The following is an 11,904-nucleotide window of genomic DNA, read 5'->3' on the forward strand; positions in this document are numbered from 1 at the left end:
CCGGTGGGTGCGTGCGGCGGGTGCGCGCGGCCCGGCGCGCGGCTGGTGCGGCGGGCGCGCGTACGGCAGTGCGCGGCCGGTGCGGAACGCCGGGGTCCGCGACCCAGCGGACCGGCGATTCCCATAACCCTTTGACAGCGATCGACCGGGTGCGTTAGAACTCCCCAACGAGTCTTGGGCAGTCCGAGCGGCAGACAGATGGGGAACGACATGACCGGTGATCCACGCGAGGTCGCCTCGATGCGAGCCACCGCCCACCCGGTGCGGCTGCAGATCCTGTCGCTGCTGACCGGGGCGGACCTGAGCGCCGCGGAGATCGCCCGCGAGCTCGACCTCAGCCACGCGAACGCGTCGTACCACCTGCGGGTCCTCGCCGACGCGGGCCTGGTCGTCGAGGCCGGCGAGGAGAAGATCCGCGGCGGCGTCGCCAAGCGGTACCGGCACCCGTGGGACCAGACCCCGTCGGTCGAGCCGGGCGGCTCCGCCACGTCCTACGTCGCCGCGATGGCCGCCGAGCTGGTCCGACGCTACGGCCCGGGCAGGCGCCGCGGCTTCCTCGCCGACGCCGAGATGTGGGTGACTCCGCAGACCTGGGAGCAGGTGCGGACGCTGGTCCAGGAGGCGTCCCGACTCGTCCACGCCGAGGCGCAGCCGCCCCGAACACCCGGAACGCTGCATGTGAACCTCACCGCGGCTGCCTTCGAGATGGACGAGCAGCCCGGCCCGGCCACGGAGGTGCCGGCATGACCTGGCGCGAGGCGTTCTCCCCGCTGCGCAGCCGCGACTTCGCGTGGTACTTCGCGTCCCGGTTCAGCAACACCCTCGGCACGATGATGGCCTCGATCGCGCTCACCTTCGCGGTCCTCGACCTCACCGACTCCCCAGCGCGCTCGGCCAGGTGCTGGCCGCCCGGACCATCCCGATGGTGCTGTTCCTGCTCTTCGGCGGCGTGATCGCCGACCGGTTCCCGCGCACGCTGGTGCTCCAGCTCTCCAACGTCCTCTCCGCGCTCACCCAGGGCGTGGTGGCCTTCCTGGTGATCACCGGGCAGGCGGAGCTCTGGATGCTGGTGGTGCTGGAGGCCGCCAACGGGACGGTGTGGGCGATCAGCTTCCCGGCGATGTCGGGGATGCTGCCGCAGCTGGTGCGGCGCGACCAGCTGCAGTCGGCGAACGCGCTGCTCTCGCTCTCCCGCGGCGGCCTCACCGTGCTGGGCCCCACGATCGGTGCGTTGCTGGTGGTCACGGTCGGTGCTGGCTGGGCGCTCGCCGTCGACGCGCTCACCTGGGCGGTCGCCTCGCTGCTGCTCATGCCGGTGCGGATCCCTCCGCGTCGGGCGAGCACCGAGAAGTCCAGCACGCTGAGCGACCTGCGCGAGGGCTGGTCGCTGTTCGTCGGCACGACCTGGCTGTGGGTGGTCGTCCTGTCGTTCTCGGTGCTCAACGCCATCCACTCCGGGGCCTGGTTCACGCTGGGCCCGGCGCTGGCCAAGAAGACCATCGGCGAGCAGGGCTGGGGTCTGGTGCTATCCGCGGAGTCGGTCGGCCTGCTGCTGATGACGCTCGTGCTGCTGCGGGTGCGGCTACGACGCCCGCTGCTGGTCGGCATGCTGGGCTGCTCGCTGATGGGCATCCCGATGATCGTCCTCGGCGTACAGCCGCACCTGCTGACCCTGGTGCTGCTCACAGTCGTCGCCGGCGCCGGCATCGAGGTCTTCAGCATGGCCTGGAACCTCGCCATGCAGGAGAACATCGAGGACCGGATGCTCTCCCGTGCCTACTCCTACGACGCGCTCGGCTCCTTCGTCGCGATGCCGGTCGGCCAGCTGGTCTACGGACCGCTCGGCGAGGCGTTCGGCTTCCGCGACGTGCTGCTGTGGAGCGGCATCGGGTACGTCGCCGTGGCGCTCCTCACGCTGTCCAGCCGTTCGGTCCGCCGGCTCGAGCGGGCCGCGCCGGTCCCAGCAGCGGCGGCCGCCACCACCGAGGTCTGAGCCGTCATGCTTGCCCCGGGACAACGACCGCGAGGACCGGAGACCTTCATGACGCACGACGACGCCGACCGCGCCGACCACGGGGTCCACCCATGACCGCCCGAGACCCCGGGACCTACCGCGGCGTCGCCGAAGCCGGCTGGCGCTGGGTGCTGGACCAGGTGCGCTGGGACGACGGGCCCTGGATCCCGACCACTGGGTCGACCACCGGGTCGACCACCGGCACCGCCGCCAGCCCGGGCAGCGACCTGCCTCCGACCGACCGCGACGGCCTGCACAGCGGGATCGGGGGGCTCGCCCACACGCTGGCCGAGATCCGGGCGACCCGGCCATGGACCGCGGAGGAGCACCGGCTGGCCGACGGGATCGCCGACCGGATCCGCCGCGTCGTCCCGGACGAGACCGATTGCAGCTACTTCGACGGCCTCGGCAGCGCCGTCGGCGTGCTCACCGCTCTCGACGCACCCGGCGTCGAGACGGCGGTCGCCCGGCTCGCCGCCCTCGCCACCCCCGAGGGGTGGCCGCAGACCGTCGTCGGGCCGCCGCGCTTCCTGCCCGACGCCCACCTCCACGACGTCACCCTGGGCACCGCCGGCGTCCTGCTCGCGGCGTTGTGGGCAGGGCGCCGCAGCGTCCCGGGTGGCCGGGCGCTGGCCGAGCACGCCGCTGCCGTGCTGATGGCCGAGGCGGAGGTGCTCCCCACGGGCACCAACTGGCGCTTCGTTCCGGAGCGCTACAACCCCGGCTACGGGCAGATGCCGAACTTCTCGCACGGCCTCGCCGGCATCGCGGCGGCCCTGGCCTGCGCCGGCACCGAGCTCGGCCGGCCGGACCTGGTCGACGCCGCGCGTGCCGGGGCCGAGCACCTGGTGACCTTGGGCGACGCGAGCGGTGCCGGCCTCGTCGTCCCGCGGACCATCCCGCCGACCACGAAGGACGAGGACGACCTCACCCACAACTGGTGCCACGGCGGCACCGGCACGTCGCTGCTCTTCCTGGCCCTGGACCGGGCCGGTGTCGCGGAGGTGGCCGGCGCCGATCCGCTGTCGTGGCAGCGCAGGTGCCTGCACGGCGTACGCGCCTCGGGCCTCCCCGCCCGGCTCTACCCCGGCTTCTGGGACAACGACGGCCGGTGCTGCGGCACCGCCGGGGTCGGCGACGTCTTCCTCGACTCCTGGCACCGGACCGGCGAGGAGGACGACCTCGCGTTCGCGGTGCGGCTGGGCGACACCGTGCTCGAGCACGCCGTCCTCGACGGCCCGCACGCCTACTGGCGGTTCGTGGAGCACCGGGCCGAGGAGCCGTCGTTGCCGCCGGGCGTGGGCTGGATGCAGGGCGCCACCGGCATCGCCGCGTTCCTGTTCCACCTCGCCCGGACGCTCGGCGACGGACCGTCGTACGCCGTCGCCCGGCTGGACAACTGGTGGGCGCTGCCCGCGGAGCGCTCACACCCCGACGGCGCGACGCCGGCCTGAGCCGGGCCGCAGGTCAGGACAGGCCGAGCTCGGCCATCACCTCGGGGATCGCCACGCCCATCGCCTCCACCAGGGCGTTGAGCCCGGACAGCGGCCGCACCATGACCCGGAAGTCGTCGATGCGGCCGTCCTCGTCGACATGCAGGAAGTCTGCGCCCTCGACGTCGCGGCCGCCGACGCGTGCCTCGAAGACCAGCACGTGGTCGGATCCGTCCTCCACGACCCGGGTGTAGCGGAAGTCCTCGAAGACCCGCATCACCGCCCGCAGGATCACCGCGGTCGCCTGCTTGCCCTGGTAGGGCTTGTGCACCGCCGGGCTGCGGAAGACCACGTCCTCGGCGAGCAGCGCCTCGACCGCGACGGCGTCGCGGGTCTCCACGGCCTCACGGAACGTCTTCACGAGCCCCACCTCTCGGCCAGCGTGGTGATCACCTTGAGGTCGCGGGTGGTCGCCACCCCGACCGCGCGCTCCAGGCGGGCGTTGTTGAGCCGGGCGTTCTGGTAGCCGGCGCGGATCCACAGGTGCACCGCCCGGCCCACGACGCGGGCGACCTCGCCCTCGGCCTCCAGCGCATGGATCTCCGCGGCGGCGTCCGCCGGCACCGGCTCCTTGGCCAGCGTCACGTAGCGGCGTACCTCCGCTGCCCCGAACGGGGGCTCGAGGCCGACGGCGTCGTCGTACACCTGCCGCAGCTCGCGCGGGGTCATCACCACCGTGGGTACGGCGAAGCCGCGGTCGGCCTCGAAGAGCCGCTCGAGCTCCGCGGCGACATTGCCCGGCGACCGCATCGAGGAGCCCACCCGGACGTTGCCGGAGGCGATGTAGGTCTCGACGTCGGAGAAGCCGCCGGCGGCCAGGCACGCCTTCACCTCGGCCATCGGGAACTTGCGGTTCTTCCCGAGGTTGATCGCTCGCAGGAACGCCACGTAGTCAGCCACGCCGCCCATCCTGCCCGGCCTCGGACGCGGAGGCGACGCGACGCCCACATCTCCTGGTCACGTCGTGTGCGTCCGGGCTTCGTGCGACGGCCCGGTGCCGCCGCCAGGCGCGCACCGGGCCGGGCCCCGGACCGGGGTCAGGAGTTCGAGTAGACCGCCGGGCCGCCGTCGCCGTTCGCCGCGTCCGGACCGCGCCCGGCCCAGGTCCAGGCGTACGCCGGGTCCTCGGCGGCCAACCCCGCCTCGCCGAGCTCGAGCGGCTTGAAGGTGTCGACCATCACCGCGGTCTCGTCGAAGTACTCCGCGCCCAGCGACGCCTCGATCGCCGACGGCTGCGGGCCGTGCGCGTAGCCGCCCGGGTGCAGCGAGATCGAGCCGATGTTGATCCCCGAGCCCTTGCGCGCCTCGTAGTCGCCGCCGACGTAGAACATGACCTCGTCGCTGTCGACGTTGGAGTGGTAGTAGGGCACCGGCACCGAGTCCGGGTGGTAGTCGACCTTGCGGGGGCAGAAGTTGCAGATCACGAAGTTCCAGCCCTCGAAGACCTGGTGCACCGGCGGCGGCTGGTGCACCTTGCCGGTGATCGGCATGAAGTCCTCGATGTTGAACGTGTACGGGTACAGGCAGCCGTCCCAGCCGACCACGTCGAAGGGGTGCGTGGCGTAGGTCATCCGGGTGCCGACCAGGCCGGAGGGGCCGTTGCCGCGGTGCTTCACCAGCACCTCGACGTCGGTGCCCTCGACCAGGAACGGCTCGTCGGGGCCGTAGAGGTCCCGCTCGCAGTACGGCGCGTGCTCGAGGAGCTGCCCGTACCGGGAGAGATACCGCTTCGGCGGGGCGATGTGGCTGCTCGCCTCGATCGCGTAGAGCCGGCTCGGCGGCTCCCCGGCGCGGGGCACCCACCGGTGAGTGGTGGCCCGCGGCACGATCACGTAGTCGCCGGTCCGGTACGGCAGCACCCCGAACACCGTCTCGACGACCCCGCTGCCCTCCTGCACGTAGACGCACTCGTCGCCGACCGCGTTGCGGTAGTACGGCGAGGTCGCGCCGGCGACGACATAGGAGATCCGGACGTCGGCGTTGCCGAGCACCAGCCGCCGGCCCTGCACGGCGTCGACCGCCGCGGCCCCGCCGGTCTCGCCCGCCTCGCCCGGGTCCGGGAACAGCGAGTGCAGCTTGAGATGGCGCGGCTTCAGCGGATGGTTCGGGGTGGTGCTCAGGTCGGGGAGCTCCCAGACCTGGCTGTCCACGATCGCGGACGGCACGCCCGCGTGGTAGAGCAACGAGGAGTCGGAGGAGAAGCCCTCCTCCCCCATCAGCTCCTCGTAGCGCAGCTTCCCGTGCGGGTCGCGGAACACGGTGTGCCGGGTCCCCGGCACCTCACCCAGCTGGCGGTAGTAGGCCATTCGATCCGTCCTATATCCGAACACATGCGTCCGATTGTCACCGCAACGATGCGTTAGGGTCGGGACCGTGTCAACCGGCTCTCCCGACCCGCAATCCGGCCAGGAGTACGGCGTGCCGCCGTTCCTGGCCCGGCTCCTCGACGACGCCGCGATCTTCCCGCCCGGCAACGCGCCGCTGCCCGACGCGGTGCGGGCCCACGAGGTCCACCGGGTCGCCGCCTACGCGGCGATGGTCGGTCCGCTGGTGGTCGACGACCCCCGGCTCCCGGACCTGATCGGCCTGGCCCCGGCCGGGCCGACGCCGCTGGAGGTCGCGGTCGTGGTGACCGGCGGCGCCGGTGCGCTCGGCCCGGCAGTGCACTGGGCCGAACGCTCCGAGGCGCTCCGGCTGGCCGGGGTGGAGATCGCGCTCCGCGGCACCGACACCAGCGAGCTCCCGCACAACGCCCGCCGGATCGTCACCGCCGTGGACCAGCTGCTCGCCGACGGCGCGCTCGATGACGACACCACGATCAGCATCGAGATGCCCCGCCTGCACGGCGCCGCCCCCGGTCACAGCTGGCTCAGCGCGCTGGACGAGATCGCGGCGAGCGACCACCGCCTCAAGTTCCGGACCGGCGGCGCGGACGCCGACGCGTTCCCGGGTCCCGCGGAGCTGGCCACCTGCATCGGCGCCGCGCTGGACCGCGAGCTCCGCTTCAAGTGCACCGCCGGGCTGCACCACGCGCTGCGGCACCGCGACCCGGACACCGGCTTCGACCAGCACGGCTTCCTCAACGTGCTGCTCGCCACCCGGCTCAACCTGGACGGCGCCTCCGCCGACGACGTGGTCGCCGTCCTGGACCGGACCGACCCCGACGACGTACGCCGGCTCGTGGAGGAGCACGCCGAGGGCCTGGCCGGCGCCCGCCGCTGGTTCACCTCGATCGGCACCTGCAGCGTGACCGAGCCGCTGGCCGACCTGGCCGCCCTCGGACTGCTGCCCGACCTCCCCGCCACCCCGAGCCCGACCCCCGAGGAGCACGCATGAGCCCCGAGAGCACCCACCCCGCGCCGACCTGGGTGGAGGGCGCGGCCGGCTCGCTGTGGGACGTCGACAACCTGCCCTACGGCGTGTTCGGCCCGCGCGACTCGGACGAGCCCGCTCGGGTGGGCGTCCGGGTCGGCGACCTGGTCCTGGACCTGGCCCCGGTGGCGGCGGCGGAGATGCTGGAGGTCGCGCACGTCTTCGAGGCGCCGTCGCTGAACCCGCTGCTGTCGCTGGGCCGCGGGTCGTGGAGCGCGGTCCGGCAGTGGGCGGTCTCGCTGCTCACCGACGAGGCGGCGCGCGGCCTGGTCGAGCCGCACCTGCTGCCGGTGGCCGAGGTCGAGCTGCAGCTGCCGTTCCAGGTGGCCGACTACGTCGACTTCTACTGCTCGCTGGAGCACGCCAGCAACGTCGGACGGATCTTCCGTCCCGACGACGAGCCGCTGAAGCCCAACTGGCGGCACCTGCCGGTCGGCTACCACGGGCGCGCCGGCACGGTCGTGGTCTCCGGCACCGGCGTCCGCCGGCCCTGCGGCCAGCGGCTCACCCCAGGCGCCGACGGACCGCCCCAGCCAAGCTATGGCCCGAGCACCCGGCTCGACATCGAGACCGAGCTCGGCTTCGTGGTCGGAGCCCCGACCGCGATCGGCGAGCGGGTCGGCACCGCCGGCTTCGCCGACCACGTCTTCGGGGTGCTGCCGCTCAACGACTGGTCCGCCCGGGACATCCAGGCCTGGGAGTACGTCCCGCTCGGGCCGTTCCTCGGCAAGTCCTTCGCCACCTCGGTCGCGGGCTGGGTCACCCCGCTCGAGGCGCTCGACGCCGCCCGGGTGGACCTGCCCGGCCAGCAGCCCGAGCCGCTGGACTACCTCCGGGTCGGTCCGGGTGCCGGCTACGACATCGACTTCGAGGTCCTGCTCGACGGCGAGACGGTGGCCCGGCCGCCGTACGCCTCGATGTACTGGTCGCCCGCGCAGATGCTGGCGCACCTGACGGTCAACGGCGCGAGCCTGCGGGCCGGCGACCTGTTCGCCTCGGGCACCGTCAGCGGTGCTGAGCGGGGCCAGCGCGGCTCGCTGCTCGAGCTGTCCTGGGGCGGCACGGAGCCGTTCACCGCCGGCGGCCGGGAGCGGACCTTCCTCGAGGACGGCGACACCGTCACGCTCCGGGCCACCGCGCCCGGTGCACGAGGCGGCCGGATCGCGCTCGGCGAGGTCACCGGCACGATCCTGCCCGCGACCGGCTGACCCCGGCCGCCGGAACCGCTGGTCGGCGGTCAGCGCGAGTGGCGCACCACGTTGGTGGCGGCGATCTTGTCGTGCAGCGCCTGCTTCTTGGAGTCCCACAGCGGCCACAGCAGGTCCAGGAACGGGTAGATCACCAGCAGGTTGCCGAGCACCGGCACCAGCGACAGCGGGGAGTACCAGTTCTGCCCCACCCAGCGGCGCAGCACCGTGCCCCAGCCCAGCGGGCCGGGCACCTCGCGCAGCCGCACCCGGAGGCCGATCAGCAGCTTGCCCGGCGTCGCGGCCTTCCACTTCAGGAAGCCGACGTTGTAGACGAAGTTGACCAGCAGGCTGACCAGCGTCAGGGCGAGCAGCGGCCCGGCGTTGTCGGCGGCGAAGCCCGACTGGTCGGGCACGGCCTGCCCGGACCGGACGGCGTCCAGGACCTCGCGCACCATGTCGGCGTACGCGCCGGCGATCTCGCGGATCCACGGGAAGGCCAGGATCGCGATCAGCGGCGTCATCACCACCAGGTCGATCAGGTAGGCGCCGACCCGCGACCACCAGCCGGCGAGCTGCTGCCCGTCCGGCGTGGTCGCCACGGCCGCTCCGGCCGCATAGCCGCCCGGGGCGCCGGGGTAGCGGTAGCCACCGGCCGGGGAGGGGTACGCCGGGGCACCGGCCGCGGGCTGGACGTGCTCGGTCCACAGCCGACCGTCCCAGTACCGCTGACCGCGTGGCTCGGGGGCGTCCGGGTCCGGGTCGGGATACCAGCCGGCAGGGATCTGCGTCATGGCCTGAATCCTCCCAGAACCACGTCGCGCCCCGCGGGACGCCGGGCGGGCCGGGAGCCCCGCTCGCACTAGATAGGCAACCTATGTAAACTGCTTGCATGCCCCAACTTGATCGGGATCTCGAGTCGCTGAGCAGCGACTTGGTGATCGCCGCCGGGCGGCTGGTCCGGGCGCTCAGTCGCCGGACCGGAGCCGACGTCCCGGCCGCGACGCTGCGCCTGATGGCCCAGGTCGACGAGCTCGGCCCGGTCACCGTCGGCGCGCTGGCCGCGGCGGACCGCTGCTCCCAGCCGACCGCCTCGGCCGCCGTACAGGCGCTGGTGGACCGCGGCTGGGCGGTCAAGCGACCGAACCCGGCCGACGCCCGCTCGACGCTGGTCGAGCTCACCGACGAGGGCGCCGCAGCCCTGGCCGGCACCCGCCGGCGCAACGGGGAGATCGTCGCCGCGCGCCTGCGCCGCCACCCCGAGGTCGACCTGGAGGCGCTCGCCTCCGCGGTCGCGCTCTTCGACCACCTGCTCCAGGACACCGAACCGGAAGGAAACCTGTGACCACCCCTGCCACCGACCCCACCCCGGGGTCGTCGATGCTCAAGCAGCCGCGCGCGGTGTGGGCGGTCGCCTTCGCCTGCGTGATCGCCTTCATGGGCATCGGGCTCGTCGACCCGATCCTGAAGCCGATCGCCGACGACCTCGGGGCCTCCCCCAGCCAGGTGTCGCTGCTGTTCACCAGCTACATGGCGGTGATGGGCGTCGCGATGCTGATCACCGGCGTGGTCTCCAGCCGCATCGGCGCCAAGCGGACGCTGCTGGCCGGGCTCGCCCTGATCATCGTCTTCTCCGCGCTGGCCGGCGCCTCGGACACCGTCGGCGCGATCGTCGGCTTCCGGGCCGGCTGGGGCCTGGGCAACGCGCTGTTCATCGCCACCGCGCTGGCGACCATCGTGATGTCGGCCAGCGGATCGGTCGCCCAGTCGATCATCCTGTTCGAGGCGGCACTCGGCCTCGGGATCGCCGCCGGCCCGATCGTCGGCGGGCAGCTCGGCTCGATCAGCTGGAAGGCTCCGTTCTTCGGCGTCGCCGTGCTGATGACGATCGCCCTGGTCGCCACCGCGTTCCTGCTGCCGGCCACGCCGCCGGCGGCCCGGAAGACCTCGATCGCCGACCCGTTCCGGGCACTGCGCCACCGCGGGCTGCTCACGGTGGCGGTCACCGCGCTCTTCTACAACATGGGCTTCTTCACGCTGCTGGCGTTCGCGCCGTTCCCGCTGGACATGAGCGCCTCGCAGGTCGGCTGGGTCTTCTTCGGCTGGGGCCTGCTGCTCGCCCTCACCTCGGTCTGGCTGGCGCCGGTCCTGCAGCGCCGGATCGGCACGGTGCCGGCGATCCTGGCAGCGCTCGGTTTCTTCGCCGCCGACCTCGCGTTCATGGCGGTGCTGACCGACTCCAAGCTCGCCCTGGTGATCGGGATCGTGCTGGCCGGGGCGTTCCTCGGCGTCAACAACACCCTCATCACCGAGGCCGTGATGGGGGCGGCCCCGGTCGAGCGGCCGGTCGCCTCCGCGGCGTACTCCTTCGTCCGCTTCTCCGGCGGTGCCGTCGCGCCCTGGGCCGCGGCCCGGCTCGGCGAGGAGGTCAACGTGCACGCCCCGTTCTGGATGGGCACCGGGGTCGTGGTGCTGGCGATGGTGGTCCTGCTGGTCGGCCGGCGGAGCCTGCCCGGCCACGCCGCGCGGCCCAGCGCCACCGACGAGGCCGAGCTGATCGCGGTCGGCGACCTGGACTGAGGTACCACCGGACGGGCCGGCCGCCGGCCTGGGCAGAATGCGCCCCATGTCCGATCCGGTCCCGCCGCGGCAGCCGTCCCGCCTCGAGAAGGCGCTCGCGCTGCCGTTCGTTCCCCTGGTGCTCGCCTGGCAGGCGGTGCGCGGCGGCGCGACGGCACTGGCGCGAGCAGCCCGAGCGGCCGGACGAGCGGTGGTGGCCGCGCTCGGCCGGCTCGTGACGCTTCCGGCGCGCGCCCTGCGGGCCGGGCTGCGGGCGCTGGGCCGGCTGCTCGCGGCACCGGTCCGGCTGCTCGCGCGGGGGCTCGCAGCGCTCCGGGCCCGCGTCGCAGCCTGGGCCCGGTCCGTGGTTCAGTCCCTGCGCCGTGTCGGGCGGGCACTGGCGGAGGTGTTCCGTCGCGCGGGGCGGGCGGTCGTCCAGGCTCTGCGCAGCGTCGGGCGGGCCGTCGCGCAGGCGTTGCGGCGCGCGGGGCGGCTGCTGGCCGCCCCGGGCCGCTGGCTGGTCCGCGCCGCGCGCGCCGCGGGCCGTCACCTGCTGGCCCTGCTGGGCGGCCTGGGGCGGCTGGTCGCCGCGCCGCTGCGGTGGCTGGCTCGGGTCCTCGGCTCGGCGCTGCAGCGGCTGTCCGGCCTCGCGACAGCGGCTGCCCGGCTGCTGGGCCGCGCGATCAGTGCGGTCACCCGTGCGCTCGGCGGGCCGGTCCGAGCGCTCGTCGGCTTCCTCACCCGGGCGGTGACCGCGCTGACCAGCGCGGTCCGGTGGTCCGCGCGCAGTGCCGCCCGGCTGCAAGTCACGCCGCTGGCCCGGCTGCTCCGCTCGGCGCGGACCTTGTTCTCGGCGCTGCTCGCCCGGGCCGCTGCCGCCGGCGCCGCGGTTCTCGGCGTGCTCACCTCCGCCGTCGCTGCGACCGCCCGGGTCCTGAGCGACCTCGTCCGGCTGGCCGCCGTGCCACTGCGGGCGCTGGGGCGGCTGCTCGCGTCCGCGTGGCGGCTCGCCGCCGTCCCGGTCCGCCGGCTGGGCCGGCTGCTCGCGTCGGCAGCAGCCGCCACCGGCCGGCTGGCCGGCACGGCGCTGCGGCCGGTGGCCCGTCTCGCCCGGCGCGCCGGGTCCGCGACCCGACGGGCCGGCGACGCGGCCCGTCGTACCGCGGCCGGGGTGTCCCAGGGCGTCGCCGGCACCGTCCGCGGGGTGCTGCAGAGCATCCGGCCTCCGCGCTGACCGGCCCCGGGCAGGCGAACGCCGGGCCGGTCTGGTGACCGGCCC

At 74.0% G+C, this 11,904-nt stretch carries 13 protein-coding genes; 9 read left to right on the forward strand and 4 right to left on the reverse strand.

Annotation, left to right across the window (positions count from 1 at the left end):
- The first annotated feature begins 210 nt into the window (after window positions 1–210).
- The 4 genes from H9L09_RS03450 to H9L09_RS03460 all read left to right on the forward strand — a co-directional run bounded on the left by H9L09_RS03450 (window position 211) and on the right by H9L09_RS03460 (window position 3,468).
- Entirely contained in the window at window positions 211–747 is a 537-nt protein-coding gene (locus tag H9L09_RS03450; protein ID WP_187579350.1) for an ArsR/SmtB family transcription factor, read from the forward strand.
- Complete coding sequence (locus tag H9L09_RS21865; RefSeq protein ID WP_246456236.1) at window positions 744–953, forward strand: hypothetical protein; 210 nt, start codon at window positions 744–746, stop codon at window positions 951–953. The genes H9L09_RS03450 and H9L09_RS21865 overlap by 4 nt, the downstream gene beginning before the upstream one ends.
- Window positions 899–1,993, forward strand: coding sequence for an MFS transporter (locus H9L09_RS03455; RefSeq protein ID WP_246456237.1), 1,095 nt, complete (start codon window positions 899–901; stop codon window positions 1,991–1,993). Before H9L09_RS21865 ends, H9L09_RS03455 begins: the two co-directional genes overlap by 55 nt.
- Before the next feature lie 92 nt (window positions 1,994–2,085).
- Window positions 2,086–3,468 carry a lanthionine synthetase LanC family protein gene (locus H9L09_RS03460; protein WP_187579351.1) on the forward strand — a complete coding sequence of 461 codons (1,383 nt, stop codon included), beginning with the start codon at window positions 2,086–2,088 and terminating at the stop codon, window positions 3,466–3,468.
- A 13-nt stretch (window positions 3,469–3,481) separates the two neighbouring features.
- Here H9L09_RS03460 and H9L09_RS03465 read toward each other — a convergent pair whose 3' ends face one another.
- From H9L09_RS03465 to H9L09_RS03475, 3 genes are all read right to left on the reverse strand, one after another.
- A complete protein-coding gene (locus tag H9L09_RS03465) occupies window positions 3,482–3,868 on the reverse strand; it encodes a nuclear transport factor 2 family protein (protein ID WP_187579352.1) in 387 nt (128 codons plus the stop codon).
- Window positions 3,865–4,416, reverse strand: a complete 552-nt coding sequence (locus H9L09_RS03470) for a DUF1697 domain-containing protein (RefSeq protein WP_187579353.1) — start codon at window positions 4,414–4,416, stop codon at window positions 3,865–3,867. Before H9L09_RS03470 ends, H9L09_RS03465 begins: the two co-directional genes overlap by 4 nt.
- A gap of 128 nt (window positions 4,417–4,544) precedes the next feature.
- Window positions 4,545–5,813 (reverse strand): homogentisate 1,2-dioxygenase, encoded by a 1,269-nt coding sequence (locus H9L09_RS03475; protein WP_187579354.1) that lies wholly within the window; start codon window positions 5,811–5,813, stop codon window positions 4,545–4,547.
- A gap of 67 nt (window positions 5,814–5,880) precedes the next feature.
- Here H9L09_RS03475 and H9L09_RS03480 point away from each other — a divergent pair, with 67 nt between their 5' ends.
- A complete protein-coding gene (locus H9L09_RS03480; protein ID WP_246456238.1) occupies window positions 5,881–6,843 on the forward strand; it encodes a hypothetical protein in 963 nt (320 codons plus the stop codon).
- Window positions 6,840–8,087: a fumarylacetoacetase gene (gene fahA, locus H9L09_RS03485; protein WP_187579355.1), complete on the forward strand. Its 1,248-nt coding sequence runs from the start codon at window positions 6,840–6,842 to the stop codon at window positions 8,085–8,087. Before H9L09_RS03480 ends, fahA begins: the two co-directional genes overlap by 4 nt.
- A 29-nt stretch (window positions 8,088–8,116) precedes the next feature.
- Here the strand turns inward: fahA and H9L09_RS03490 are convergent, their stop codons facing one another.
- Window positions 8,117–8,860 (reverse strand): RDD family protein, encoded by a 744-nt coding sequence (locus H9L09_RS03490; RefSeq protein ID WP_187579356.1) that lies wholly within the window; start codon window positions 8,858–8,860, stop codon window positions 8,117–8,119.
- A 98-nt stretch (window positions 8,861–8,958) separates the two neighbouring features.
- Here H9L09_RS03490 and H9L09_RS03495 point away from each other — a divergent pair, with 98 nt between their 5' ends.
- The 3 genes from H9L09_RS03495 to H9L09_RS03505 are packed head-to-tail and all read left to right on the forward strand — an operon-like array spanning window position 8,959 to window position 11,859.
- A complete protein-coding gene (locus tag H9L09_RS03495) occupies window positions 8,959–9,411 on the forward strand; it encodes a MarR family winged helix-turn-helix transcriptional regulator (RefSeq protein WP_187579357.1) in 453 nt (150 codons plus the stop codon).
- Window positions 9,408–10,646: an MFS transporter gene (locus tag H9L09_RS03500; protein WP_246456240.1), complete on the forward strand. Its 1,239-nt coding sequence runs from the start codon at window positions 9,408–9,410 to the stop codon at window positions 10,644–10,646. Before H9L09_RS03495 ends, H9L09_RS03500 begins: the two co-directional genes overlap by 4 nt.
- A gap of 46 nt (window positions 10,647–10,692) precedes the next feature.
- Window positions 10,693–11,859, forward strand: a complete 1,167-nt coding sequence (locus tag H9L09_RS03505) for a hypothetical protein (protein WP_187579358.1) — start codon at window positions 10,693–10,695, stop codon at window positions 11,857–11,859.
- Window positions 11,860–11,904: the final 45 nt, after the last annotated feature.

It is taken from the genome of Nocardioides mesophilus (assembly GCF_014395785.1).
Classification (GTDB): domain Bacteria; phylum Actinomycetota; class Actinomycetes; order Propionibacteriales; family Nocardioidaceae; genus Nocardioides_B; species Nocardioides_B mesophilus.

Excerpts from the sequence above, each read along its gene's own strand:
- H9L09_RS03475 (WP_187579354.1), bottom strand. The coding sequence starts at position 5,813 with ATGGCCTACTACCGCCAGCTGGGTGAGGTGCCGGGGACCCGGCACACC.
- H9L09_RS03505 (WP_187579358.1), top strand. The coding sequence starts at position 10,693 with ATGTCCGATCCGGTCCCGCCGCGGCAGCCGTCCCGCCTCGAGAAGGCG.
- H9L09_RS03450 (WP_187579350.1), top strand. The coding sequence starts at position 211 with ATGACCGGTGATCCACGCGAGGTCGCCTCGATGCGAGCCACCGCCCAC.
- H9L09_RS03460 (WP_187579351.1), top strand. The coding sequence starts at position 2,086 with ATGACCGCCCGAGACCCCGGGACCTACCGCGGCGTCGCCGAAGCCGGC.
- H9L09_RS03470 (WP_187579353.1), bottom strand. The coding sequence starts at position 4,416 with ATGGGCGGCGTGGCTGACTACGTGGCGTTCCTGCGAGCGATCAACCTC.
- H9L09_RS03495 (WP_187579357.1), top strand. The coding sequence starts at position 8,959 with ATGCCCCAACTTGATCGGGATCTCGAGTCGCTGAGCAGCGACTTGGTG.
- H9L09_RS21865 (WP_246456236.1), top strand. The coding sequence starts at position 744 with ATGACCTGGCGCGAGGCGTTCTCCCCGCTGCGCAGCCGCGACTTCGCG.
- H9L09_RS03490 (WP_187579356.1), bottom strand. The coding sequence starts at position 8,860 with ATGACGCAGATCCCTGCCGGCTGGTATCCCGACCCGGACCCGGACGCC.
- fahA (WP_187579355.1), top strand. The coding sequence starts at position 6,840 with ATGAGCCCCGAGAGCACCCACCCCGCGCCGACCTGGGTGGAGGGCGCG.